Below are 24,771 nucleotides of genomic sequence, written 5' to 3'. Positions count from 1 at the left end.
ACGCAATGGCCAAGACACTTGAAGCCCACGACAAGCTGATCCGCGAGATTTTCGAGGGCAGCTACCAGTTCGAGATTCCGGACTACCAGCGCCCCTACGCTTGGACGACCGAGCAGGCGGGTGAATTGTTCGACGATCTGATCTCGGCGATGCAGGACGCCCGTGTCTCCGGCGCGACCAGTCAATACTTCCTCGGCAGCATCGTTCTGATCAAGAACGACCGGGAGCCGAAATCGTCGGTGGTCGACGGCCAGCAGCGCCTGTCCACGCTGACGATGCTGTTCGCGGTGCTGCGCGAGGCCATGCCGCACGCCGCCGACGACATCACCGATTTCCTTTACAAGAAGGGCAAGGTCAGCCTCGGCGAGAAAAACGAATACCGTCTGACCGCCCGCGAGGAGGATGCCGACTACTTCCGCGCCAACATTCAGGAGCCGGGTGGCATCGCGCAGTTGGTCACCAGTACCGACAAGCTGGAGGACAGCCGCCTGCGCTACCGCGAAAACGCCACGCTGCTGCTTGCCAAGGCCAAGGCGCTGCCGCCCGCCGACCTGATCGCGCTGTGGCAGTTCCTCGCCAACGACTGCTCGCTGGTCGTCATCTCCACGCCCGATCTCGAAGCCGCGTACCGCATCTTCTCCGTGCTCAACAACCGGGGGCTCGACCTCGCGCCTATCGACATCATCAAGGCACAGGTGCTGGGCCTGATCCGCACCACGGCAGGCGACGTCAAGAGCCGCGCCTACGCCAAGGAGTGGAGCCGCATCGAAAGCGCATTGGGCCGCGACGCCTTTGGCGATCTGTTCGGCCACATTCGAACCATCTACGCCAAACAGAAGCAGCGGGCCACGCTGGTCAAGGAATTCCAGGAGCACGTCACCGAGTACAAGGCTCCCATCGACCTCGTCGACAAGGTCATCAAGCCCTACGCCGAAGTGTGGGACTTCGTGCGCGACGCCGACTTCGAGGCCACCGAACACGCCGAGATAATCAACGAACACCTGTCCTGGCTCAACCGCGTGGACTTCAAGGACTGGGTGCCCTCGGCACTGGTGTATTTCAAGCGCTTCCGGCAGCAACCCAAGCGACTTGCCGAATTTTTCCAGGCACTGGAGCGCCTGACCTATTCCCTGCTGGTCACCAAAGTGGGCATCAACGAGCGCATCGAAACCTACGCTGCGCTCACGAAGGAAATCGAACCGGAGACCTTCAAAGGGGATTTGGCAGCGCTCACCACGCTGGCCCTGACGGACGCGCAGAAGCGTGAGTTTCTCGCCGCGCTCGATGGCGACATCTACCGCAAGCTGCCCAAAGCACGCATGGCGTTGATGCTTCGTCTCGAAGCCCTGGTCAGCGACGGCAGCAAGAAGCAGGCGTTCGACCACCTGTCGCTGGAGCATGTCCTGCCGCAGACGCCGTCTGCCGCCTCGGACTGGATCAAGTGGTTCCCGGACGAAAACGAGCGTGACGCCTGGACACATCGGCTGGCCAATCTGGTGCCACTGCACGTTCGCAAGAATCCGGCCGCCAGCAACTACGACTTCGCCACCAAGAAGAACGTGTACTTCAAGGGCAAGGGCACCGCGTCACCCTTCATCTTGACGCAGGAAGTCCGCTCGGAAAACACGTGGACACCGGCGATGCTGATTGATCGCCAAGAGCGCCTTGTCGGCGTGCTCAAGAAGCACTGGGCTCTTGAAGTGTCGCCAACCGAATCGGTCAGCAAAGCGCCCGACACAACAACAGCTACGCAAGGGCAGGTTTGATGAAACCCGTAAAACACCAAGACCAAAGCCAGATCAAGTGGATTTCCGACTTCATCTGGAACATTGCCGACGACCGCCTGCGCGACGTCTACGTGCGCGGCAAGTACCGCGACGTGATCCTGCCTTTCACCGTGCTACGGCGGCTCGACGCCGTACTGGAAGCCACCAAGGGCGCGGTGCTGGAGCGCAAGAAGTTCCTCGACACCCACAAGGTGGCCGAGCAGGACGGCGCGCTGCGCATGGCGGCAGGCCAGGCCTTCTACAACGTCTCGGAATTCACCCTGGCCAAGCTGAAGGCCAGCGCGGCGGGGCAGCGCCTGCGCGATGACTTCATTGCGTACCTGGACGGCTTCTCGCCCAACGTGCAGGAAATCCTCATCAAGTTCAATTTCCGCAACCAGATTCAGAAGCTGGTGGATTCCCACGTCCTCGGCTACCTGATCGACGATTTCCTCGACCCCGAGGTCAATCTCGCGCCGCTTCCTGTCAAGGATGCTGACGGCCGCATCAAGCTGCCCGCGCTGGACAACCACGGCATGGGCACGGTATTCGAGGAGCTGATCCGCCGCTTCAACGAAGACAACAACGAAGAGGCGGGCGAGCACTTCACTCCGCGCGACGTGGTGCAGCTCATGGCCAAGCTGCTGTTCCTTCCGGTGGCCGACCGGATCGAGTCCAGCACCTATTCGCTATACGACGGCTCCTGCGGCACCGGCGGCATGCTCACCGTGGCCGAGGAGGCGCTACACGAACTGGCCGAGCAGCACGACAAGGAAGTGTCGATCCACCTGTTCGGGCAGGAGATCAGCGACGAAACCTACGCTATCTGCAAGGCCGACCTGCTCTTGAAGGGCGAAGGAGCGGAAGCCGAGAACATCGTCGGTGGTGCGGACAAATCCACCCTGTCCGCCGACCAGTTCCGCAGCCGCGAATTCGACTTCATGATCTCCAACCCGCCCTACGGCAAGAGTTGGAAGACCGATCTGGAGCGCATGGGCGGCAAGAAGGAATTCAACGACCCGCGTTTCATTGTCAGCCACGCGGGCAACAACGAGTTCAAGCTCCTCACCCGCTCCAGCGACGGGCAGCTCATGTTCCAGGTGAACAAGCTGCAAAAGATGAAGCACAACACGCCGCTGGGCAGCCGCATCGCGCTGGTGCATAACGGCTCGGCACTCTTCACCGGCGACGCAGGCCAGGGCGAGAGCAACATTCGCCGCTGGGTGCTGGAGAACGACTGGCTCGAAGCCATCATCGCCCTGCCGCTCAACATCTTCTACAACACCGGCATCGCCACCTACATCTGGGTGCTGGCCAACAAGAAGGCCGAAGCACGGCGTGGCAAGGTGCAGTTGATCGACGCATCGCAGTGGTTCCAGCCGCTGCGCCGCAACCTCGGCAAGAAGAACTGCGAACTCTCGAATGGAGACATCCAGCGAATCCTCGACCTGTATCTGGGCGAGGCGCAGGAAACTGCCCAGTCCAAATGGTTCGACACCCAAAACTTCGGCTACTGGAAGATCACCGTCGAGCGCCCGCTGCGCCTGAAAAGCCAGCTCTCAGACGAACGCATCGAGCCCCTGCGGTTTGCCACCGGCGACGAGGCGCTGCGCGCCGAGATCTACGCCACCCACGGTGAGGCGCTCTACAGCGAGTTCGCCAAGCGCAAGCCAGCCATCGAGGCGTGGCTGAAGGGCGAGGACGAGAACGAAGACGACGACAGCGAAGACAGCGACAGCAGTGATGACGGCGAAGCCACCACCACCCGCAAGGCCGTGCCCGCCAAGCGCCGCAAGAAGCTGCTCGATGCTTCGACTTGGCAGCGTGACAAGGGGCTGATGGAGGTGGCGAAGCGGGCGCAGCAGGCATTGGGCAGCGCCGTGTTCGACGACCACAATGAGTTCCGCACCCGCTTCGATGCTGCCCTCAAGGTGCAGGGCGACAAGCTCGGCGCGCCGGAGAAAAAGGCCATCTACAAGGCGGTGAGCTGGCGCGACGAAACCGCACCACCGGTCATTGCCAAGCGCAGCAAGCTCAAGGCGGGCGAGCATTTCGAGCCCGGCTTCGATGGTGCGTACTTGGAGACCGTGGGCAAGGATCGCTTCATGGTCGAGTACGAGCCCGACAGCGAGCTGCGCGACACCGAGCAGGTGCCATTGAAGGAACCGGGCGGCATCGACGCCTTCTTTGCCCGCGAAGTATTGCCGCACGCGCCGGACGCCTGGATCGCCACGGACAAGACCCAGATCGGCTACGAGATTTCGTTTGCCCGCTATTTCTACAAGCCCGCGCCGCTGCGCACGCTGGCAGAAATCCGCGCGGACATCCTCGCGCTGGAGCAGCAGAGCGAAGGTTTGCTGCATCGGATCGTGGGGGGCGCGTGATGGCGACGGCGAGCGCGTACCCGACTTATCGCCCATCTGGATTGCCCTGGGTTCCTCGGCTTCCGGAGGACTGGCAGGTGCTTCGTAATGGTCGCCTCTTCGGCCATCGCGTCGAAACAGGCTTTCCCGATCTGCCCATTCTGGAAGTGTCGCTGCGCACCGGCGTGCGCGTGCGTGACATGGAAAACCTGAAGCGCAAGCAGGTTATGAGCCAGAAGGAGAAGTACAAACGCGCGGCCAAGGGCGACATTGCCTACAACATGATGCGGATGTGGCAAGGCGCGGTCGGCCCCGCGCCAGTTGACGGGCTGGTCAGCCCGGCCTATGTCGTGGTGAAACCCTACGACGAGGCCAACAGCAGCTACTACAGCTACCTGTTCCGCACGGCGGCGTACATGCAGGAGGTCAACAAGTTCTCGCGCGGCATCGTGGCGGATCGCAACCGGCTGTATTGGGAGTCCTTTAAGCAGATGCCCTCGCTCGTGCCCCCGCGCCCCGAGCAAGACCAGATCGTCGCCTACCTACGAGCGCAGGACGCGCACATTGCCCGCTTCATCAAGACCAAGCGGGACCTGATCAAGCTGCTCACCGAGCAGAAGCTGCGCATCATCGATCACGCCGTCACACGCGGCCTCGATACATCGGTGGCGCTGAAGCCGTCGGGTATCGATTGGCTGGGCGAAGTGCCGGAGCATTGGGAAGTGGCCCTCATTAAGCACATCGCGGACGTGCGCTTCAGCGGCGTGGACAAGCACTCGCACGACGATGAAACGCCGGTGCGCCTGTGCAACTACACCGACGTCTACAAGAATGACCGTATCACCGACGATATGGACTTGATGCGCGCCACAGCTACGGCGGCGGAGATCGCCCGCCTGACGCTAAAAGCGGGTGATGTCATTCTGACCAAGGATTCCGAAACGCCGGACGACATCGGGGTACCCGCCTGGGTGCCGGAGGATTTGCCCGGCGTGGTTTGCGCATATCACCTCGGCCTGCTGCGCCCAGTATCGAATCGGGTGTTGGGCGAGTTCCTGTTTCGCGCCATCGGCTCGGCGCGCACGGCGCAACAGTTCCACGTTCTCGCCACCGGCGTCACACGCTTTGCACTTGGCAAGCACGACGTGAAAAACGCGGTAGTTGGGTTGCCGCCGGTCGAAGAACAGCAATCCATCTGCCGCTGGATCACCACTGAGTGCCAACCGCTGGACGACGCTATCGCCCGCACGGAAGAGGAAATCAAGCTGATCCGCGAATACCGCGACCGCCTGATTGCCGATGTGGTCACGGGCCAAGTGGATGTACGCGGCTGGCAGCCCGGCCCGGACGACGTGGTGGACGACGTGGCGCTGGCCGCGCTGGTCGATGACCAAGAGGATGTGACCGAAGAGGAGGATGGCGATGGCGAAGACTGACACCAGCGAGCGCTGGTTTGAGGCGCGCGTGGTACGCGGCTTGACCGGTGTGCCCCAGCCCGAGTACAGCCATGCGCTGGCTCCCACGGACTTTGCCGCCACCCACAACGGCTACGTGCAGGGCAAGCCTACCGACTACAACAGCGACGTGGCGCTGGATGTGGCTCAGTTGTTGGCCTTCTTGCAGGCCACCCAGCCCAAGGCGGTGGAGACACTGAAGCTGGCGGTGGACGGCATCAAACGCACCCAGTTTCTGCACCGCCTGCAGGGAGAGATCACCAAGCGCGGTGTGGTGGACGTGTTGCGCAAGGGCGTGAGCCACGGGCCGGTACACGTCGATCTCTACAAGCTGCTGCCCACGCCCGGCAACGCTACGGCAGCGGACGCCTTCGGCAAGAACATCTTTAGCGTCACCCGGCAGGTGCGCTACTGCAATGATTCCGGCAACGAGCTGGACTTGGCCATTTTCATCAATGGCCTGCCGGTGCTGACCTTCGAGTTGAAGAACTCGCTGACCAAGCAGACCCTGGCCGACGCCATCGTCCAGTACCAAACCACGCGCAGCCCGCAGGAGCTGCTGTTCCAGTTGGGTCGTTGCGTTGCGCACGTCGCGGTCGATGACGCGGAGGCTGCGTTCTGCACCGAGCTGAAGGGCAAGGCATCGTGGTTCCTGCCATTCAACCAGGGCTGGAACAGCGGCGCAGGCAACCCGCCCAACCCGGATGGCCTGAAGACCGACTACCTGTGGAAGCAGGTGCTGACCCGCGAGTCGCTGGCCAACATCATCGAGAGTTATGCGCAGGTGGTGGAGGAGGAAGAAGCAGACGCCAGCGGCAAGAAGCGTAAGCAGATCTTCCCGCGCTTCCATCAGTTGCGCACGGTGCGCGCCCTGCTGCGCCGCGCCCATACCGATGGGGTGGGCAAGCGCTATCTGATCCAGCATTCGGCAGGCAGCGGCAAGAGCAACACCATCGCTTGGCTGGCGCACCAGTTGGTGGAGCTGCGCCGCAAGGATGATCCGATGACGGCGCAGTTCGATTCCATCATCGTCATCACCGACCGGCGCGCGCTGGACACGCAGATTGCCCGCACCATCAAGGGGTACGACCACGTGGCGGCGATCTTCGGCCACTCCGACAACGCGCAGGAGCTGCGCGAGTACCTGCGCCGGGGCAAGAAGATCATCGTCACCACGGTGCAGAAATTCCCGTTCATCCTCGATGAGCTGGGTGACTTGAGCGACCGAAAGTTTGCGCTGTTGATCGACGAGGCGCATTCCAGCCAGGGCGGCAAGACCACGGCGCGGATGCACGAAGCCCTCGGCGGCAAGGTTGCGGAAGAGGAATTCGAGGAGGACAGCACGCAGGATGCGGTCAACGCGGAAATCGAGAAACGCATCGCCTCGCGCAAGCTGCTGGTCAACGCCAGCTACTTCGCCTTCACTGCCACGCCCAAGAACAAGACGCTGGAGTTGTTCGGCGAGAAAACCCTCGTAGGCGACAAGGTGCAGTTCCGCTCGCCCGAAGAACTGACCTACACCACCAAGCAGGCGATCCAGGAGAAGTTCATCCTCGACGTCGTGGAGAACTACACCACCTACGACAGCTTCTACCAAGTGGCCAAGACGGTGGCGGACGACCCGGAATTCGACAAGGTGAAGGCGCTGAAGAAAATCCGCCACTACGTCGAATCGCACGACAAGGCCATCCGCCGCAAGGCCGAGATCATGGTCGATCACTTCATCGCACAGGTGGCGGGCAAGCAGAAGATCGGCGGCAAGGCGCGGGCGATGATCGTGTGCAACGGCATCGCGCGCGCCATCGACTACTGGCGCGAGGTGTCGGACTACCTCACGCAGATCAAGAGCCCGTACAAGGCCATCGTGGCGTACTCGGGCGACTTCGAGATCGGTGGTCAGAAGAAGACCGAGGCCGATCTGAACGGGTTTCCGAGCAAGGACATTCCGGCCAACCTCAAGCAAGACCCGTATCGCTTCCTGATCGTCGCCAACAAGTTCGTCACCGGCTTCGATGAGCCCTTGCTGCACACGATGTACGTGGACAAGCCGTTGGCGGGCGTGCTGGCAGTGCAGACCCTGTCACGCCTGAACCGCGCGCATCCGCAGAAGCACGACACCTTTGTGCTCGACTTCGCCGACAACGCCGAGGCGGTGAAGGCGGCGTTCCAGGACTACTACCGCGCGACCATCCAGACCGGCGAAACCGACGCCAACAAACTGCACGACCTGAAGGCCGAACTCGACGGGCAGCAGGTGTACAGCTGGCAACAGGTGGAAGACTTGGTGGCGCTGTACTTGAGCGGCGCAGACCGGGACAAACTCGACCCCATCCTCGATGCTTGCGTGGTCGAATACACCGACAAGCTCGGCGAGGACGATCAGGTCAAGTTCAAGGGGAAGGCGAAGGCCTTTGTGCGCAGCTACGGCTTTCTTGCCGCGATCCTGAGCTACGGCCACCCGACGTGGGAGAAGCTGTCGATCTTCCTGAACTTCCTCATCCCGAAGCTGCCCGCGCCCAAGGAGGAAGACCTCTCCAAGGGTGTCCTGGAGACCATCGACATGGACAGCTACCGGGTGGAGGCCAAGGCGGCGTTGAAGATGGCTATGGCCGACGCCGACGCCACGGTCGATCCAGTGCCGCCGGGGGGCGGTGGTGGCAAGGGCGAGGCAGACATCGACAAACTCTCCGCGATCATCAAGACCTTCAACGACCTGTTCGGCAACATCGAGTGGAAGGACGAGGACAAGATCCGCAAGGTCATAGCCGAGGAGATCCCGGCGCGGGTGGCGCAGGACAAGGCGTACCAGAACGCGCAGGCGAACTCTGACAAGCAAAACGCCAAGTTGGAGCACGACAAGGCACTCAACCGCGTGGTGCTGGAGCTGCTGTCCGACCACACTGAACTGTTCAAGCAGTTCAGCGACAACCCTAACTTCAAGCGCTGGCTGACGGACACGGTGTTTGATGCGACCTATCAGCAGGGCACGGTGCCGCCGAAGGCACCGCCGCAAGCTGGGGCGTCGGCGTGAGGACCGGGGCGTTAGAAGGATGGGTATGGAATTGAATCTGGCGAAAACCGTCGTCGGGTACCTCAAGGCGCACCCGGATGAGAAGTTCACTGCGCGTCAGATCGCCGAGTGGGTGTTTGCCACCTATCCCGAGCAGTGTCAGGCCAAGAAGCAGAGCAGCCAACGCCTCGAAACGGACGCCGAACTGTTGCAGCAGATCGTGCGCGAGATCAGTTCCCAGTTGCCGCGCCTGCAAAGGAAGCATCTGGAGCTGAAGACGACCGAGGGGCGGCCGCGCAAGCATTACTACTCGGATCGGACAGACAGCGCCGAGGTGGCGGCGGTCGAGAGCGACGGGGTGGCGCCAATGACGGATGCGAGTACCTTGAAGATCAATGAGCACGCCCTGTACTCGATGTTATCGCAGTACCTGTGGGAGGAGTTCGAGGTGTTCTCCAAACGCATCGACGACAAACGCTCCTCAAACAAGCGCGGGCCCAACGGCAACCGCTGGCTGTACCCGGATGTGGTCGGCATGGAGGATTTGAGCAAGGAGTGGCACCGCGAGGTGCGCGATTGTGTCACGCAATATTCCGACAAACGCACCAAGCTGTGGTCGTTCGAGGCCAAGTTGCTGATCAACCGCTCGAACGTGCGCGAGTGTTTTTTTCAGGCGGTATCGAATTCGTCGTGGGCCAATTTCAGCTATCTGGTCGCGGCGGAAATCGGCGGCACCGATACGCTGAAGGAACTGCGGATGCTGTTCGCCGCCCACGGCATCGGCTTCATCAAGCTGGATGTGGACAACCCTGCGGACAGTCAAGTGCTGATTCCAGCCCGCGAGCGCGACGAGATCGATTGGGACATGGCCAATCGTCTGGCCACGGAGAACCGGGATTTTCTGGAGTATGTGAAGCTGGTGAAGCAGTTCTACCAGACCGGCGAGGCACGCCCGGCAGACTGGGACATTCCCGATCTGGACGATTGACCCGCCTATTCCAGGTGGCCGATGACCTCGACACGTTCGTCGCCACGCTGAAACGCACCGAACCAGCCGATGGTCTTGCAGGCTGGCGTTGATGTTGCGCGAGATCACGTCGTCGATGACGGCACGCTTGAATCTGTTGCTCATGGGTAATGCTCCGTATTGGCGTTGCTGACGGCGAAGACCAACAGCACGAATGCTTCGCGCGGCAGTGCTTCCCCGAACAGCGGCACCACCACTTCCGCCGCCGTGAAGGTCGCCGCCAGTCGTCGAGCAGGCAGATTTTCGGCGGCGCGGTCGAGCAACTCGTCGAAGTCCTCCTTGCGGAGAAGAAGCATGTTCTCCACGAGGACGGCGGGCATTTGTTGTTCGGGTTCAGTCATTGTAGGTCTCCAGAAATGCAAAACCCGCCCGATACACGTGGCACCAAGGCGGGTTCAGGGGTAAGCAGAAAAGATCGGGAGTTAGATATCGATGATTTCCATCGGCAGCGCCAGATCATCCAGTCCTTCGAGTAGGAGACGCGACATGGCGAAGAAAGACATCGACAAGTTCACCGGCGAGGTGCGGGTTGCAACCCAAGATAGCGCTGGAACACCTGATCCGCAACGGCGGCCTGCCGCTGGGCTGGCAACAGCAGCGCAGGATGATCCAGGCCAGAAACTGATGGCCAGCGCCTCCACCTCGCGCCGCCCGAGGGCGGCTTTTTTGCACCCGCTGCCTGCTCGGTCACGCCGCCTCCAGCAGACGGAAAACGCAACCCGACGCGCGCAAGCCCACGTTTTTGCTGGGTGTGGGGCGTTTTCAGGTAAAGAGCCGGACAGAGAACAGAGAGAGAAAATGGGGTGAGAAGGCCCGGAAACCGACACCGACAGAGGAGTGGTGCTAAAGAGGCCAAGGCTCGGAACCGCGCCAACACTGGCGCTCCAGGTAGAAAAAACCCAACCGATAAGGGTTGGGTTTTTAAGTATTGGTGGAGGCGGCGGGAATTGAACCCGCGTCCGCAAGTCCTCTACAGACAGTTCTACATACTTAGCCATGTTGTTTAATTTAACCTGGCATCCGCCAACCGGCAAGCTGATGACAGGCGAGTTACCTATTTTTTAGCGTCTTACAAAGTAACCCTGCAAAACGCGATCCTCGTTAGTGACTCCACTCTCTGTTGCCAGACCCGACGTTGAGGCCCATCGGCGTGGAGTTTAGCCGGATTAAGCGGCTAAAGCGTAGTTTTCGTCGTTTGCGACTATTTTTTTTCAGCTGTTTTACGAGGGTACTGAACCTCGGTATGCCCTGCACTGCTTTGCAACCCACGTCGAAACCGGATCGCCCCCTGCTATAAATAAATTCTTGTCATCTAAGATGATGGTATTAACGGTAAAGTTCAATCAGGACCGAATTGTAACAGATTAAATATAGTGTAAGAGATCACCCGGATGACTGATTAGTTCAAATGCTCCCCATGTTTCCGGTGGATCACTGTCGCCAAGATAGCCGTAAAGCGCTACGATGGGCTTCATTCCGGCTGCAAGACTGGCTTGTACATCACGAATATCATCTCCCAGATAAATACAATGATCGGGAGCTGCATCTATCTGACGACAGGCAGTAAGCAGTGGTTCCGGATGAGGTTTGGTGTAGGCAGTATCATCCCCACTGATAACACAGGCTGCACGGTGATGTAATCCAAGCAGATGCATGAGCGGGCGAGTGAACCTTGCCGGCTTATTGGTGACAATTCCCCATAGGATGGCTTGTTCATCCAGTTGTTCCAGCAGCTCAGGGATGCCTGGAAACAGGCGCGTATCCTGACACAGCTGTTCGGCATAAAAGGAGAGGAATTCTTCTCGCATAGCCTGGTAATCAGGATTATCCGGTGTCAGGCCAAAACCAAGGTTTAACAATCCACGCGCGCCGGCGGAAGCAACGGTACGAACCAGCTCAATCGGCAAAAGTGGCTGATTGCGTGCAATGCGCTGCCGGTTGAGCGCGCGAGCAAGATCTGGTGCGGTATCCGCAATGGTGCCGTCGAAATCGAACAGAATTGCTTTTCTGGTCATCAGTATCAGTAATACTCTCGTGTGTCCTGTATTGAATCAGAATTGAAATGCCATGATGTAGTTGACGCTGGTATCGGCTTCCAGAGTGTAGATTTTTGTGATTGGATTATAGGTCATGCCGATGATCCCGGATTCCATCAATCCGGCAGTACGCGCCATGTGTGCCAGTTCAGAAGGTTTAATAAATTTTGCGTACTCATGCGTTCCCCGTGGCAGCAATCGAAGAACGTATTCAGCGCCAATGATGGCATAGAGATAAGCTTTCGGATTACGGTTCAGGGTTGAGAAAAATACCCATCCCCCTCTTTTTACAAGGAGGGAACACGCTTGAATTACGCTGGCGGGATCCGGCACATGCTCCAGCATTTCCATACAGGTAACGATGTCATAATGTCGAGGAAGCTCCGCTGCTAGCGCTTCTGTGGTTATTTTACGATAATCAACCTGATGACCACTTTCCAGAAGGTGTAATTTTGCTACTTTCAGCGCTTTGTCACTCAGATCAATACCCGTCACGCTGGCACCGCGTGCTGCCATGGATTCTGACAATATTCCGCCGCCACAACCGACATCAACCACTGTTTTCCCATTCAATCCTGCGATTTCGTCAATATAATCCAGTCGAAGTGGATTAATTTCATGTAACGGTTTGAATTCGCTGTTTGGATCCCACCAGCGATGTGCCAGTTGACTGAATTTCTCCAGCTCCATTGGATCTGCGTTGATGCCGTCATTTTTCATACATTATTTACCTGCGAATTTAACTGGAAAGATACTTTTGTCGATCACTACATTGCTGAATAGTTCGGTTTTGCCCGGGATAACAAGTTCGATTGCCTGGCAATATCCGCTTTCCCGTTCGTCAGATCAGCGCTTTACCTTCGGCTTCCTTCGGGTTCGCAGTTAAAACCTGCGATACCTTTGCCACTCGACTGATTCTTCCCTTTCTCTGGTGAGTAGGGGCTTGCACCTTCAGGCAGATTGCCCTGCCTGGTGCACCATAACAAAAGCCCTGCACACCGGCAGGGCTTTTGTTGATCAGGATTGGTATGAAATGAATTTTAGTTAATCGTTTCTCTCGTACCAGCCACTTCAATTTCTACACGACGATCCGGTGCCAGGCAATTGATCAACGCTCTGGTGGCTCTGGTGCCCTCGCAGGAATCACCGGTAACCGGATTGGCTTTACCTTTACCATCGGTAAAGATACGATCTGCACCGATTCCCTTGGAAGTCAGATAATTTTTGACAGCTTCTGCACGTCTTACAGAAAGTTTCTTGTTATAAGCTTCTGAACCAATGCGATCGGTGTAGCCTACAGCAATGATCAAATCGTAGTTTACACCCTCCAGGTTCCCGGCAAAATCATCGAGTGCCTGCATACCAGCTGGTTTCAGAACAGCCTTGTCAAAATCAAACAATGCATCTGCTGAGAAAGCTACTTTCTCAGGTTCAGTTACAACGGGAGGTGGTGGAGGTGCCTCAACAATCTGCTCCGGTTGTTTTACCAGGTCAGGATCGCACTCATAAATGGCTTTGGCAGGTGTCCAATAGCCGGTACGCCAGCATAGACCCGTAGAGTTTCTGGCGACCACTCCGTTATCATCCACGGCATAAGCTTCAGCTTTTTCTGCCGCACTGAACCCCTGTCTTTGTTCTTCATGTAAATCAGCCATTACAACTCCCGATGCCAGCAATCCGGGTAAAATAACGGCTCCCATCAGATATTTCCTGGCTAATATCATTTTTCTCATGCTATTGTCCTTGTCCTTAAGTGTAAAAACCTGTGTCACAACCACCACGATCATTTTTTATACGATCATTCATACTGTTACGACTCTTTTGTCCACCGTAACCAGATCAGCATGGCTCGCATACTACCGGCAGCGATTATGAGTTGATCCATTTATCTTTGTCAAACTGAAGTGTATCTTCTGCACAACACTGTATCAAACTACATCGCTCGCTATCGTCATCTATTCAGATACTCTTAAATTTATTCAAGATATTGGTCAAAGAAAGCCGTATAAGGGAACTAACCTAGTTTAATTAAACCAAGTTAGTTGACATGGTCAAATAACATAATATGCGAATCTGATAATAAATATTGCCGTGACCTTAAATAATACATATCCGATTATTGAAGCAGTGGGTTTAAGACGCTGCTTTGGTCACCGTGTTGTTGTGCATGATGTAAATCTGAAATTGAATTGTGGCGATATCCTCGGATTTCTGGGTCCGAATGGCGCTGGTAAAAGCACCACCATGCGGATGTTGACTGGCAATCTTGCGCCGAGCAGCGGAAGCGTCCGGATTTGTGGAGTGGATTTGCTGGAAAATCCCCTCGAGGCAAAACGGCATATTGGCTATCTGCCGGAAATACCTCCCCTCTATAAAGAGCTGACAGTGGATGAATATTTACGGTTTGCTGCTCGGTTGCATGGCCTTGCTAAAATATCACTGCAGACTGCGCTGGATGAAGTAAAACACCAGTGTGATCTGGATAATGTGGGAAAGCGGCTGATTGGCATCCTGTCAAAAGGCTATCAACAGCGTATTGCAATTGCACAGGCGATCATCCACCGACCGCAACTGATCATTCTGGACGAGCCGACTGCCGGTCTTGATCCCAACCAGATCCAGAAAATACGTGCGCTGATTCGCGAGCTCGGCAAAAACCACGCCATTATTTTTTCTTCCCACATCCTTCCGGAAGTGGAGAGTGTCTGTAACCGCATACAAATCATGCATCAAGGCAAGCTGGTGCTGGATGATAATCTGGATAACCTGAAACAGCGAAACATGAATCTGGAAAGTATATTTGTGCGCCTCACGACAGAGAATGTTCCTGATCAGGAGTGGACATAATGATGATACTTACTATTATCAGCAAGGAACTCAAACTATTGCTTGCATCATCGCTGGCCTGGGTTTTTCTGGCGGTTATGCAATTAGTACTGGCCTGGGTATTCCTGGGGCGGTTAAATACTTTTCTTGAAATACAACCCCAACTGGTGCAGCTCACCAACTCTCCGGGTATAACCGAAGTAATCGTAGCACCGGTATTTTCCGTAGCTTCCATCGTGCTGCTGGCAATCACCCCCGTCCTGAGTATGCGTCTGTTCGCAGAGGAACGTCGTAACAATACACTGGCCATGTTGATTTCAGCACCGGTTTCCCTATCAGCCATCGTGCTGGGTAAGTTTCTGGCACTGATGATTTTTTTCTGTTTGATACCACTGCTGATAGTCATGTTGTCTGCTTCATTACTGACGGGAGGTACACTGGATTTCGGGCTGCTGGGCAGTAATGTAATCGGATTGATTCTGCTGGCGGGTTGTTTCGGTGCACTGGGGTTGTATGTTTCCAGTCTTACATCCCACCCTGCCATTGCTGCGCTGGGCAGTCTGGGCGCGTTACTGTGCCTGTGGGTAATGGATATTATGACAATCGAATCAGGAAGCGCCATGCACTATTTTTCCCTGTTCAGGCATTTTGAAAATTTCAATGTGGGTCTGATCGACACGTTCAGCATGGCTTTTCTTCTTCTGTTTGCCATGACCTTTCTGGGGTTGACCATATATCACCTGAATGGAGAACGGCTGAATGGCTAGATTTCTGCTCCAATCCGGGTTCTTATGAGCATTTTCAACAAAAAACCAGGGGGACGAATCCACTGGAGAAACGGCCTGTTCATTGCCTTGTTTCTGGTACTAATGGGCGTATTGGGATACCTGGCACTGGAATTCCACACACAGTGGGATTTCAGCCAGAACAATCGCAACAGCTTGAGCCGGGCGAGTATTGATGTCCTGCAAAAGTTCGATGGCCCGGTACATGTTACGGTTTATGCAACACAACAAGATCTGCAACTGGGAGATATTCGCGGAATCATCAGCAACTTCATCGGCGTGTACCAGCGCATCAAATCTGATCTGACTCTGGATTTCATTGATCCGGTGGAACAACCTCAGCAAGCGCAAAATGCTGGTATTAGGCTTAATGGCGAAATCGTCATCCGTTTCAAAGATCGCACGGAGCGCCTTGCAGCCATTAACGAACAGGCATTTTCAAACGCGCTGGTGCGATTGGCGCGAACCGAAAAAAAACAGTTGCTGGGATTGTCAGGTCATGGTGAACGGAAAATGGATGGTATCACCCAGCGGGATCTGGGAAATTTCAGTAAAAAACTGCGGGAAACCGGCTTCGAAAGCATATCCTTCAGCTTTATCGATCAACCTGAGATACCGGATACCGGCGTACTGGTTATTGCCTCTCCGCAAATCGAATTGCTGGAAGGAGAAGTGAAAAAAATTCTGGATTACCTTGCCCGCGGTGGAAATCTGCTGTGGCTGGTAGATATCGGCTCATTGAACGGATTACTGCCCCTGGCCGAAAAGTTGGGGATTGTATTTACTCCCGGCGTCATTGTCGATCCTCAGGCAAACCGGCTGAGAGTACCTACCGCTTTCGCACTGGCAACACTCTACGGCACACATGCTGTAACAGAGAATTTTGATTATATTACGGTATTTCCTTTTGCGCGCCAGCTTATTCCTGGGGAAAACGCGGATTGGCGCAGCGTTATCCTGGCAGAAGTGGCTCCGCAGGGTTGGGTAGAAACCAGTCCGCTGGAAGGAGAGATCAGCTTTGATGCGGAAAACGATGTTAGCGGCCCGGTGAGTGTCGCCGTGGCATTGAGTCGGCTGGTGGAAGATCGCGAACAGCGGGTTATCGTCGTTGGCAGCGGGCATTTTCTGGCCAATGGTTATCTCGGGAACGGTGGCAATCTGGATCTGGGCATGAACATGATCAACTGGCTTGCCGGGGATGAAGCGTTTATCCCGATCCAACCGCGTGTCACCCTTGACAACCGACTGGAGCTCAGTGAGCTGCAATTAACCCTGATTGCCACCAGTTTTCTTATCACGCTGCCTTTGATATTTCTTGCAAGCGGAATCTTCATCCGCTGGTACCGCAGGCGCAGATGATGAAGATTCCGCTTGACTGCGTTCGCCTTGGATCCGGGCCTGATCATGCCTGAACTACCTGAAGTCGAAGTTACCCGGCGTGGTATTCATACTCATCTGATCGGCGCATCCATTACACAGGCGCAAATTCGTCATTCCGTTTTGCGTTGGCCGGTTCCTGACGATCTCACCATGCTGTTGCCCGGGCAGCAGATCAATGCAGTTAACCGACGGGCAAAGTATCTCCTGTTTGCCTGCAGCAAAGGCACGCTCATCGTGCATCTGGGCATGTCCGGCAGTTTGCGCGTGCTGCCTGCATCCACCCCCCCTTTGCGGCACGATCATTTCGATCTGCAAATGGATAATGGAGCAATATTGCGTTTTCGCGACCCGCGACGGTTTGGCGCCATCCTGTGGTGGGATGGCGATATTCGTCAGCATCCGCTCTTACAGAAACTGGGCCCCGAACCTCTGAGTACCGATTTTGACGGGCAATTTCTGCATACAAAAATACATGGCCGTAACACCAGCATCAAGGAAGTGCTCATGAATCAGCATATCGTGGTGGGTGTAGGCAATATCTACGCTAGTGAAGCCTTGTTTCATGCTGGCATTTCTCCTTTGGCTGCCGCCGGCAGTCTGAGCAGAGCGCAGTGCGAACGACTGGCTGAAGCAGTCAAAGTAACTTTGTTGCGTGCCATTGAAGCGGGAGGAAGCAGTCTGCGTGATTTCACCGACTGCGAAGGTAATCCGGGTTATTTTCAGCAGCAGTATTGGGTATACGGGCGGACTGGCCAACCATGCCGGCAATGTGGAGCACCCATAAACAAAACCCGCCAGGGGCAACGATCTACTTTTTTCTGCGCGCAGTGCCAGCAATAGAAACCAGCCGAATCAGCCTGAATCAATCAGTGTCTGTATTGATGCAGCCAGCTATCCAGAGAATGGCGCAAGGCTGCAAACGGGCGATAACCGGAAGTAATCTGATGACGGTGGGTACCATCTTCCAGCACCAGCGTTGGAAATCCACTGACGCCCCACTGTGCTGCCTGCCGGAAACCAGCCTGCGTTTGCTGTTTCGTTTCATCTGACTGGAATATCGCGGTAAATGATGATTCCGGGATAGCGAGATTGACAGCAAGTTTTTGCAGGACAGCACTTTGCGTTACATCTTCCTGCCCGACATAAAAGGCATGCTGGATTGCAGCAAAGAAGGGAAATTCTTTTTCAGGCTCGATTAATGAAACACTGACAACCCCGCGACAAGCAGGCTCGGTATCGTAAATGAAACCTTCCGGCAAGGCATTTTCAAAGGTGAACGGCTGGCCAGTGGCGCTATGCACCGCATGCCAGTGATGCAGGATTTGGGCTTTCTTTTCAGGCTGTAGCGGCGTATCCGTTCCCGGCCGCAACCCGCCCGGCAGCACCTTCACGGTAAATGCCGCTGCATATTCCTGCCAGATTTTTTCGATAACCGGTGCAAACCCCCAGCACCATGAGCACATGGGATCGGCTATGTACCACAAAACCGGTTTTTCCATTTCTGCCAACCAGCCTCATCAGGCGGAGGCACGGGAGGCGCGCTTGCGCTCATGTTCCAGCAGGAAACGTTTACGGACACGGATACTTTTCGGGGTGATTTCAACCAGCTCGTCATCTGTGATGAATTCAACCGCCGATTCCAGTGTCAGCTGAATCGGTGGCGTCAGCACAACCGCCTCATCGTGACCGGATGCCCGGATATTGGTCAGCTGTTTGCCCTTGATTGGATTGACGACCAGATCATTCTCACGGCTGTGTATGCCGATCACCATGCCTTCATAAACCGGCTCACCAGGACTGACGAACATGCGTCCACGCTCTTGCAGTTTCCAAAGTGCGTAAGCTACAACTTCACCGTATTCTGCCGAGATCAGCACACCATTTTTACGTGAAGCAATATCTGGCCGTATCGGCGCGTATTCGTCAAAAACATGGCTGATGATGCCGGTGCCCCGTGTCAGCGTCATGAATTCAGACTGGAATCCAATCAGACCACGCGCAGGAATACGATAATCCAGCCTGACCCGGCCACGCCCGTCGGTCACCATATCCAGCAGATCGCCACGACGCGTTCCCAATGTCTCCATCACCGCTCCCTGATTGGCTTCATCGATATCGATCGTCAATATCTCAAACGGTTCGCACTTGACACCATCTATTTCCCGGATAACCACCTTGGGGCGAGACACTGCCAGCTCATAGCCTTCCCGGCGCATGTTTTCAAGTAAAATCGTCAAATGCAGCTCACCACGTCCGGAAACCAGAAATGAATCGGTTTCCCCCGTTTCTTCCAGCTTCAACGCAACATTGGTCAGTAACTCTTTCTCAAGGCGCTCACGCAACTGACGGCTGGTGATAAATTTACCTTCCTTGCCGGCAAAGGGTGAAGTATTGACCTGGAAATTCATTGAAAGCGTGGGTTCATCCACCTTCGGCATCGGCAAGGCTTCCGGGCGATCAACGTCTGCCAGCGTCGTGCCAATACTGAGTTCATCAATGCCACTGATCAGCACAATTTCGCCTGCAGCCGCTTCGTTTAACTGAACCCGATCCAGTCCGCTAAAACCGGATACCTGATTGACACGTGCTTTTTTCGATGTTTGTCCGCCCGTCATCACCATGACTTCCTGCCCTGATTTCAGGCGGCCGCGATTGATTTTGCCGATGCCAAGACGCCCGACAAAACTGGAATAATCGAGCGCGCTGATTTGCAGTTGCAGCGGCTGATCCGGATCACCTACCGGCGCTGGCACATGCTGAAGTATCAGGTCAAATAACGGACGCATATCGCTGCCGGGCAGTTTGGGGTCCAGTGTGGCATAGCCGTTGAGCCCGGAAGCATAGATGACCGGAAAATCCAGTTGCTCTTCGGTAGCATTCAATTTATCGAATAAATCAAAGGTTTGATTCACTACCCAGTCCGGACGGGCGCCGGGACGATCGATCTTGTTAACCACCACAATCGGACGCAAACCAACAGCCAGCGCTTTGCGAGTGACAAAACGGGTTTGCGGCATAGGACCCTCAACTGCGTCCACCAGCAACAACACGCCATCCACCATTGATAATACACGCTCGACCTCGCCACCGAAATCGGCGTGACCCGGGGTATCTACAATATTAATATGCACGCCAGCATAGTCGATTGCACAATTCTTGGAAAAAATGGTAATTCCGCGTTCGCGCTCGATATCATCAGAATCCATCACCCGTTCAGCAATAGTCTGGTGGGCGGCAAAAGTACCGGCCTGATGCAGCAGCTTATCCACCATCGTGGTCTTGCCATGATCCACATGAGCGATAATGGCGATATTACGGAGCAGGCGTGTCATAATTAAAGGTTCCTCGGAAATCAGCCCGGGCAATCCCGGATAAACTGTTGATTATAACAGTGTTCGAACTGTCAGATTGATCGGGGTATTATCTGTTTGCAGTTAAATTTATTTCAATAATCCGGGGAAAACATGTTTACTGGAATCATTCAGGCAGTTGGCAGTATCAGGCACGTCTCTTCCGAAGAGGATGCGGTTCGTATTCACATTGATCCTGGCAAGCTGGATCTGACGGATGTCGCTATCGGAGATAGTATTGCTGTTGATGGTGCTTGCCTGACAGTGACTGCGTTCGAGGAAGGATGTTTCACCGTCGACGTCTCCGGCGAAACTCTGGATTGCACACACGGACTGGATATTCCCGGCAACCGGGTTAATCTGGAAAAAGCGCTGCGGTTTTCTGATCGGCTGGACGGCCATCTGGTCAACGGCCATGTGGAAGGAATCGGTGAAGTCGTACAATTCGTGCAGACAGGTGATCGCTGCCTGCTGGCAATCAAGCCTCCATCACAATTATTTAAATATATTATCCCCAAGGGGTCTATCACGGTCGATGGCGTCAGTCTTACAGTGAATCGGGTAACATCCGGGCAGGTTGAAATTAATCTTATTCCCCATACACTGGCCAATACAACTTTCAAACAATTTAAGCCGGGCAAAAAAGTGAATCTCGAAACCGACATGATAGCGAAATATGTGGCACATTTACTCGATCAGGCACAAGGCAGGCAAGTATGACAATCTCATCGATTGAAGCGATTTTGACAGACTTCAAAAATGGAAAAATGGTTATCCTCATCGACGAGGAAGATCGCGAAAATGAAGGTGATCTGGTATTGGCAGCTGATTTCATTACGCCTGAAGCAATCAACTTCATGGCTAAATACGGTAGGGGGTTGATCTGCCTGACATTGACAGAAGAGCGCTGTCAACAGCTCAAGTTGCCCATGATGGTGGCAGATAACCATTCGCCGCTCGGTACCAATTTTACTGCCTCTATTGAGGCAGCCAGTGGCGTGACAACCGGTATTTCCGCAGCTGATCGTGCCCGTACTGTTCAAGCAGCAGTCAGAGCGGATGCCAGACCAGAAGATCTGGTTCAACCCGGGCATATTTTTCCACTCAAGGCACAGCAAGGTGGTGTGCTGGCACGCGCCGGCCATACCGAAGCAGGCTGCGACCTGGGACGGTTGGCAGGATTAACCGAGGCCGCGGTCATTTGTGAAATTCTGAAAGAAAATGGTGAAATGGCACGGTTGCCAGACCTGATCGAATTCTCCAGTAAACACCATCTCAAGATCGGGACGATTGCGGATCTCATTCATTATCGTCGTCTTACAGAAAGTCTGATCACACGGATTACCGAACGGCCACTGCAAACTGTGCACGGAGAATTCAGGCTGATTGCCTACCATGATAAAATTGCCAGCGTTACTCATCTCGCGTTGGTAAAAGGAACATGGAATGCCGGTGAAGAAGTGCTGGTACGGGTACATGAGCCTCTATCAGTGATTGATTTGCTGGAAATTGATGATTACACCCATTCCTGGAGTATCCATGACGCAATGGCAGTTATCACGCAGGCTGGAAAAGGTGTAGTTGTACTGTTGCATCGCAAGAATGATGCTGATGTGTTAACAGAACGAATTCTGCAGACCATACCGCTTCCATCAGACAAACCTGTACCAGAATTGCGTCAGCATGGTATCGGTGCGCAAATCCTCAAAGATCTGGGTGTCAGCAAAATGCGTCTGCTGGCAACACCTCGCAGAATGCCAAGCATGACTGGTTTTGGTCTGGAAATCACCGGCTATCTGGAGCCGGAAGATCATCATTGCACATAAGAACTTATTCAATATTTTGATCAGAGAAGACAGTTTTCAGGGCAAAAGTCGGTGCCGCAAGCAAAACGCAGCAAACAGCGGCAAGGCTGGCCCGGAGGGCGAGGCGCTCGCACCGAGGGGGTTATCGTAATAAATGAGTGTTTTAATACCAGCTGTTAACGCAGATGGTTTTTTTTGCAGAAATTCCTAAAAAACAAACAGCAGGAGGTGTATCTTTCATGTCCTACTATGACAATATTCTAGAAATAGATTCAGATCTCAAGGGGAGCGGACTGTGCATTGGTATTGTCATGAGCCGTTTCAATATCGATATAAGCGAGGGACTCTTGGGCGCTTGTACAGCGGAACTTGCTGAACTGGGCGTACAGGAAACAGATATCGTTCTGATAACTGTCCCTGGTGCGCTGGAAATTCCGCTTGCACTGCAGAAACTGGCTGCATCTGACCGATATGATGCTTTGATCGCCTTGGGAGCCGTAATACACGGTGAAACGTATCATTTTGATGTGGTTGCCAACGAATCTGCACGCGGCCTGATAACAGTCGGACTGGAATATGATATTCCCATTGCAAATGGCGTTCTTACAACGGACGATGAAGAGCAGGCGTCTGTCCGGATGACCGAGAAAGGAGCCGAGACGGCACGTGTCGCGGTGGAAATGGCCAATTTGGCATTAATGCTTGGCAAAATGGATCAATTCACACCTTCATGATAGCAACAGATGCTGTTTCACCCCCCGCGCGGCACAAAGGCTATAAAAACCGTCGACGTCTATCGCGGGAGCTGGCCTTGCAGGGTATTTACCAATGGCGTCTTGCCGGAGGGAATGCCCGGGATATTGATTTGCAACTACAGCAGGTCAATTTCTACAGCAGAGCAGATGGTTCCTATTTCTCTGATTTGCTGCAAGGCGTGCTGGAGCATATTCATACTTTGGAAGCACAGATTCAGCCTCATCTTGACCGACAGCTGTCTGAACTGAGTCCAGTGGAATGTTCAATTCTACTGATTGGCACCTATGAAATGGTGCATCATCTTGAAATACCCTGCCGAGCCATCATCAATGAAGCAATAGAATTGGCCAAGAGTTATGGTGGGACAGATGGACATAAATACGTCAACGGCGTACTGGATAAACTAGCCATTCAATTACGAGCTACTGAGCTTCAATACGTACCCACCCGGAATAGAGGCACACGCAAAACCTGAAACGGGTGCGGTCGATGCATTTTCCATATGAAAAAGCCAAAAAATGGCCAGCAACCATTGTTCAGGCGCAGGTGACCCGTCAGAAGATTAATGCGATCACCGATAGTCCCTTCAGGTAATTCTTACCATGTGATCCCGCTTTCAAATGACTGATGATGAGCTCAATTGTAGCGCGTCTTTTGCATTGTTTCCGTTCTTTGTTCTGTTGGTAACGATTATCCTGTTTGAGTGCCTTCTAGCGTTGCCGCAAAAAGCCTGGCAATACGGATCGCGTTTCTATTGCCATTGCAGGATCAGCGCCTTATCGCTCAAATTTTCCATTCGTTTAAGAACCAGCAATCTAACCATTAGCTGAATCGGTTTGCCGGGAACGCATTCTCTGCATGCAATGAATCAAAAGCGCTTCTGCAAACTCGTGCCAGGGTACATCCTGCAGCGGATTAGCCGGACAGGTTGCCATAAAAGATGTTTTTCAAACAAATCGGGTTGATGAAAAATTCAGTTTACTAAGGATGAAGCTGATCAGATTGGCAGAGCGAAATAAAGGTGATAATCACAAGATGTTTCACGTGAAACATCTTTATAACAAGCGCCATATCAAATGAACGAACAAGGTAAAATAATATTACACGACATATCAGTTCACCCAAAATCAATTTCAAAAGACATCCCGGGAAAACAGATGTTAAGCTATTCGGTCTCTGGGAGCATAAAAGGTGATATGTTTGGCTGCGTTATACAGGACATTCAATCCCTGTCGCGTATAGTGCAGCCAGGTGAAAGTAATATGTATTCGCTTGATTGAACTGTTGGGTAGGATGAACAAGATTGAATGATTCTTTTCAGGCAAGAGTGACATGAATGATTGGCTGCAATCCAGGCGTTCACTCCTTGTGTGTCCTTGGGCAGCCCCATCGCAACCAGAAATTGATCGGCTGTGAATCTAATCGTGCGATCCGATTCACAATCCGATCCTTGTCTGCAACCAGCGAAGCTGGATTATCCACACTTCCTGTGGCGAGCTTCGTTTACGCTCGAGAAGATCAAGAAACAAACGGGTATTTTCCAGCTAGGAACCCTGGAATATACTGCAGTGTATTTCTCTTTGGAGAAACTATCCGGTGTTGCTATTATTTCAGATGGATCGTTTGTGTTGAATCAATTCTTTAACGGTTTCCAGCAGGCGATCTGCAATCACATCAGAATTCACCTTAAAGTGGCCTTCACTGATTGCCTGTTTGATCTCAGCAACCTTTGCGGTATTAATAACATTGTTATCGGCGTCTGATATCAGAACATCCGCTGAAGATGTCTTTTTTGTATGGGCATTATCGCTTTTAATAACAGCATCTGTTTTTGCATTGTCTATTTTGCTTACTTTTTTCTGGTCTCTCCCTACAGCAAATTCTGTGCGTCCTGAGGATATCTGGTTTATTTTCACGACGGAGTTCCTTCTAAAATAAATATTCGCATATAGTACGCTCGTTTAACGACTGTCCTTTTCGGAACTTTAGTGAAACCAGGATATTTTTTTGTCATTTTTTGTAACAATACACTATCCTTGTACATTGCAACAAAAACGACGGGAACATCCTTGCAGGGCAGATTATATCTATCGTCGCAGTAGAAGTGCTGCTGGTCTGATCCCTGAAAAAATCAGGAACAGCGTATTCTATTTTTCTTCGATGTTACTGTCTGCTACCACTACGCTACAATACTGCATTATTGCAGTCTGAAT

At 54.0% G+C, this 24,771-nt stretch carries 21 protein-coding genes and 1 other RNA gene; 13 read left to right on the top strand and 9 right to left on the bottom strand.

The features are described from left to right. Window positions 1-5: 5 nt before the first annotated feature. The 5 genes from ABO04_RS10300 (at window position 6) to ABO04_RS12145 (ending at window position 9,581) form a co-directional block, all read left to right on the top strand. Window positions 6-1,766 carry a DUF262 domain-containing protein gene (locus tag ABO04_RS10300; RefSeq protein ID WP_160810582.1) on the top strand — a complete coding sequence of 587 codons (1,761 nt, stop codon included), beginning with the start codon at window positions 6-8 and terminating at the stop codon, window positions 1,764-1,766. Then, the gene (locus tag ABO04_RS10295; RefSeq protein WP_160810581.1) at window positions 1,766-4,150 is read left to right on the top strand and encodes a class I SAM-dependent DNA methyltransferase; all 2,385 of its coding nucleotides are present in this window, start codon (window positions 1,766-1,768) and stop codon (window positions 4,148-4,150) included. The genes ABO04_RS10300 and ABO04_RS10295 overlap by 1 nt, the downstream gene beginning before the upstream one ends. Before the next feature lie 77 nt (window positions 4,151-4,227). Further along, window positions 4,228-5,565, top strand: a complete 1,338-nt coding sequence (locus tag ABO04_RS10290) for a restriction endonuclease subunit S (RefSeq protein ID WP_205012784.1) — start codon at window positions 4,228-4,230, stop codon at window positions 5,563-5,565. Further along, a complete protein-coding gene (locus ABO04_RS10285) occupies window positions 5,552-8,614 on the top strand; it encodes a type I restriction endonuclease subunit R (RefSeq protein WP_160810579.1) in 3,063 nt (1,020 codons plus the stop codon). The genes ABO04_RS10290 and ABO04_RS10285 overlap by 14 nt, the downstream gene beginning before the upstream one ends. 25 nt (window positions 8,615-8,639) lie before the next feature. Continuing rightward, window positions 8,640-9,581, top strand: coding sequence for a COG2958 family protein (locus tag ABO04_RS12145; protein WP_160810578.1), 942 nt, complete (start codon window positions 8,640-8,642; stop codon window positions 9,579-9,581). A gap of 140 nt (window positions 9,582-9,721) precedes the next feature. Here ABO04_RS12145 and ABO04_RS10275 read toward each other — a convergent pair whose 3' ends face one another. From ABO04_RS10275 to ABO04_RS10250, 6 genes are all read right to left on the bottom strand, one after another. Continuing rightward, window positions 9,722-9,961 carry a hypothetical protein gene (locus ABO04_RS10275; protein WP_193565794.1) on the bottom strand — a complete coding sequence of 80 codons (240 nt, stop codon included), beginning with the start codon at window positions 9,959-9,961 and terminating at the stop codon, window positions 9,722-9,724. A gap of 170 nt (window positions 9,962-10,131) precedes the next feature. After that, complete coding sequence (locus ABO04_RS10270) at window positions 10,132-10,476, bottom strand: hypothetical protein (RefSeq protein ID WP_160810577.1); 345 nt, start codon at window positions 10,474-10,476, stop codon at window positions 10,132-10,134. 73 nt (window positions 10,477-10,549) lie between these two features. After that, window positions 10,550-10,909: a transfer-messenger RNA gene (ssrA, locus tag ABO04_RS10265) on the bottom strand. A gap of 75 nt (window positions 10,910-10,984) precedes the next feature. Further along, window positions 10,985-11,635 (bottom strand): HAD-IA family hydrolase, encoded by a 651-nt coding sequence (locus ABO04_RS10260; RefSeq protein ID WP_160810576.1) that lies wholly within the window; start codon window positions 11,633-11,635, stop codon window positions 10,985-10,987. Window positions 11,636-11,671: 36 nt separating this feature from the next. After that, the gene (gene ubiG, locus ABO04_RS10255; protein ID WP_160810575.1) at window positions 11,672-12,376 is read right to left on the bottom strand and encodes a bifunctional 2-polyprenyl-6-hydroxyphenol methylase/3-demethylubiquinol 3-O-methyltransferase UbiG; all 705 of its coding nucleotides are present in this window, start codon (window positions 12,374-12,376) and stop codon (window positions 11,672-11,674) included. 320 nt (window positions 12,377-12,696) lie between these two features. Further along, window positions 12,697-13,389 carry an OmpA family protein gene (locus tag ABO04_RS10250; RefSeq protein WP_160810574.1) on the bottom strand — a complete coding sequence of 231 codons (693 nt, stop codon included), beginning with the start codon at window positions 13,387-13,389 and terminating at the stop codon, window positions 12,697-12,699. A gap of 358 nt (window positions 13,390-13,747) precedes the next feature. Here ABO04_RS10250 and ABO04_RS10245 point away from each other — a divergent pair, with 358 nt between their 5' ends. From ABO04_RS10245 to mutM, 4 genes are read left to right on the top strand one after another with little or no spacing between them, the layout of a single operon-like run. After that, window positions 13,748-14,503: an ABC transporter ATP-binding protein gene (locus ABO04_RS10245; protein ID WP_160810573.1), complete on the top strand. Its 756-nt coding sequence runs from the start codon at window positions 13,748-13,750 to the stop codon at window positions 14,501-14,503. Continuing rightward, window positions 14,503-15,249 (top strand): ABC transporter permease subunit, encoded by a 747-nt coding sequence (locus tag ABO04_RS10240; RefSeq protein WP_160810572.1) that lies wholly within the window; start codon window positions 14,503-14,505, stop codon window positions 15,247-15,249. Before ABO04_RS10245 ends, ABO04_RS10240 begins: the two co-directional genes overlap by 1 nt. Window positions 15,250-15,273: 24 nt before the next feature. Beyond that, complete coding sequence (locus ABO04_RS10235; RefSeq protein WP_160810571.1) at window positions 15,274-16,626, top strand: GldG family protein; 1,353 nt, start codon at window positions 15,274-15,276, stop codon at window positions 16,624-16,626. A gap of 45 nt (window positions 16,627-16,671) precedes the next feature. Then, window positions 16,672-17,487, top strand: a complete 816-nt coding sequence (gene mutM, locus ABO04_RS10230) for a bifunctional DNA-formamidopyrimidine glycosylase/DNA-(apurinic or apyrimidinic site) lyase (protein WP_160810570.1) — start codon at window positions 16,672-16,674, stop codon at window positions 17,485-17,487. A 26-nt stretch (window positions 17,488-17,513) separates the two neighbouring features. Here the strand turns inward: mutM and ABO04_RS10225 are convergent, their stop codons facing one another. Continuing rightward, a complete protein-coding gene (locus ABO04_RS10225) occupies window positions 17,514-18,146 on the bottom strand; it encodes a DsbA family protein (RefSeq protein ID WP_160810569.1) in 633 nt (210 codons plus the stop codon). Window positions 18,147-18,164: 18 nt separating this feature from the next. Beyond that, window positions 18,165-19,979, bottom strand: coding sequence for a translational GTPase TypA (gene typA / locus ABO04_RS10220; protein WP_160810568.1), 1,815 nt, complete (start codon window positions 19,977-19,979; stop codon window positions 18,165-18,167). Between the two features lie 132 nt (window positions 19,980-20,111). Here typA and ABO04_RS10215 point away from each other — a divergent pair, with 132 nt between their 5' ends. The 4 genes from ABO04_RS10215 to nusB all read left to right on the top strand — a co-directional run bounded on the left by ABO04_RS10215 (window position 20,112) and on the right by nusB (window position 23,033). Continuing rightward, window positions 20,112-20,717, top strand: a complete 606-nt coding sequence (locus tag ABO04_RS10215) for a riboflavin synthase (protein WP_160810567.1) — start codon at window positions 20,112-20,114, stop codon at window positions 20,715-20,717. Then, entirely contained in the window at window positions 20,714-21,823 is a 1,110-nt protein-coding gene (gene ribBA / locus ABO04_RS10210; protein ID WP_160810566.1) for a bifunctional 3,4-dihydroxy-2-butanone-4-phosphate synthase/GTP cyclohydrolase II, read from the top strand. Before ABO04_RS10215 ends, ribBA begins: the two co-directional genes overlap by 4 nt. A gap of 218 nt (window positions 21,824-22,041) precedes the next feature. Continuing rightward, complete coding sequence (ribH, locus tag ABO04_RS10205; RefSeq protein ID WP_160810565.1) at window positions 22,042-22,536, top strand: 6,7-dimethyl-8-ribityllumazine synthase; 495 nt, start codon at window positions 22,042-22,044, stop codon at window positions 22,534-22,536. Beyond that, the gene (gene nusB, locus ABO04_RS10200; RefSeq protein WP_160810564.1) at window positions 22,533-23,033 is read left to right on the top strand and encodes a transcription antitermination factor NusB; all 501 of its coding nucleotides are present in this window, start codon (window positions 22,533-22,535) and stop codon (window positions 23,031-23,033) included. The genes ribH and nusB overlap by 4 nt, the downstream gene beginning before the upstream one ends. Window positions 23,034-24,168: 1,135 nt before the next feature. Here nusB and flgM read toward each other — a convergent pair. Continuing rightward, the gene (gene flgM, locus ABO04_RS10190) at window positions 24,169-24,474 is read right to left on the bottom strand and encodes a flagellar biosynthesis anti-sigma factor FlgM (protein WP_160810563.1); all 306 of its coding nucleotides are present in this window, start codon (window positions 24,472-24,474) and stop codon (window positions 24,169-24,171) included. Window positions 24,475-24,771: the final 297 nt, after the last annotated feature.

It is taken from the genome of Nitrosomonas sp. HPC101, from assembly GCF_009833125.1.
Taxonomy (GTDB): Bacteria; Pseudomonadota; Gammaproteobacteria; order Burkholderiales; family Nitrosomonadaceae; genus Nitrosomonas.
The sequence above is the reverse complement of the archived record's forward strand: the minus strand, read 5'-3'. Positions and strand labels throughout refer to the sequence as shown.

Bases quoted from the DNA above. Each gene is read 5' to 3' on its own strand.
- ABO04_RS10300 (WP_160810582.1), top strand. From the start codon at position 6: ATGGCCAAGACACTTGAAGCCCACGACAAGCTGATCCGCGAGATTTTC.
- ABO04_RS10295 (WP_160810581.1), top strand. From the start codon at position 1,766: ATGAAACCCGTAAAACACCAAGACCAAAGCCAGATCAAGTGGATTTCC.
- ABO04_RS10235 (WP_160810571.1), top strand. From the start codon at position 15,274: ATGAGCATTTTCAACAAAAAACCAGGGGGACGAATCCACTGGAGAAAC.
- ABO04_RS10240 (WP_160810572.1), top strand. From the start codon at position 14,503: ATGATGATACTTACTATTATCAGCAAGGAACTCAAACTATTGCTTGCA.
- ABO04_RS10215 (WP_160810567.1), top strand. From the start codon at position 20,112: ATGTTTACTGGAATCATTCAGGCAGTTGGCAGTATCAGGCACGTCTCT.
- ABO04_RS10250 (WP_160810574.1), bottom strand. From the start codon at position 13,389: ATGAGAAAAATGATATTAGCCAGGAAATATCTGATGGGAGCCGTTATT.
- ABO04_RS10275 (WP_193565794.1), bottom strand. From the start codon at position 9,961: ATGACTGAACCCGAACAACAAATGCCCGCCGTCCTCGTGGAGAACATG.
- ABO04_RS10260 (WP_160810576.1), bottom strand. From the start codon at position 11,635: ATGACCAGAAAAGCAATTCTGTTCGATTTCGACGGCACCATTGCGGAT.
- mutM (WP_160810570.1), top strand. From the start codon at position 16,672: ATGCCTGAACTACCTGAAGTCGAAGTTACCCGGCGTGGTATTCATACT.
- ribBA (WP_160810566.1), top strand. From the start codon at position 20,714: ATGACAATCTCATCGATTGAAGCGATTTTGACAGACTTCAAAAATGGA.
- typA (WP_160810568.1), bottom strand. From the start codon at position 19,979: ATGACACGCCTGCTCCGTAATATCGCCATTATCGCTCATGTGGATCAT.
- ribH (WP_160810565.1), top strand. From the start codon at position 22,042: ATGTCCTACTATGACAATATTCTAGAAATAGATTCAGATCTCAAGGGG.
- ABO04_RS10225 (WP_160810569.1), bottom strand. From the start codon at position 18,146: ATGGAAAAACCGGTTTTGTGGTACATAGCCGATCCCATGTGCTCATGG.
- ABO04_RS10285 (WP_160810579.1), top strand. From the start codon at position 5,552: ATGGCGAAGACTGACACCAGCGAGCGCTGGTTTGAGGCGCGCGTGGTA.
- nusB (WP_160810564.1), top strand. From the start codon at position 22,533: ATGATAGCAACAGATGCTGTTTCACCCCCCGCGCGGCACAAAGGCTAT.
- ABO04_RS12145 (WP_160810578.1), top strand. From the start codon at position 8,640: ATGGAATTGAATCTGGCGAAAACCGTCGTCGGGTACCTCAAGGCGCAC.
- ubiG (WP_160810575.1), bottom strand. From the start codon at position 12,376: ATGAAAAATGACGGCATCAACGCAGATCCAATGGAGCTGGAGAAATTC.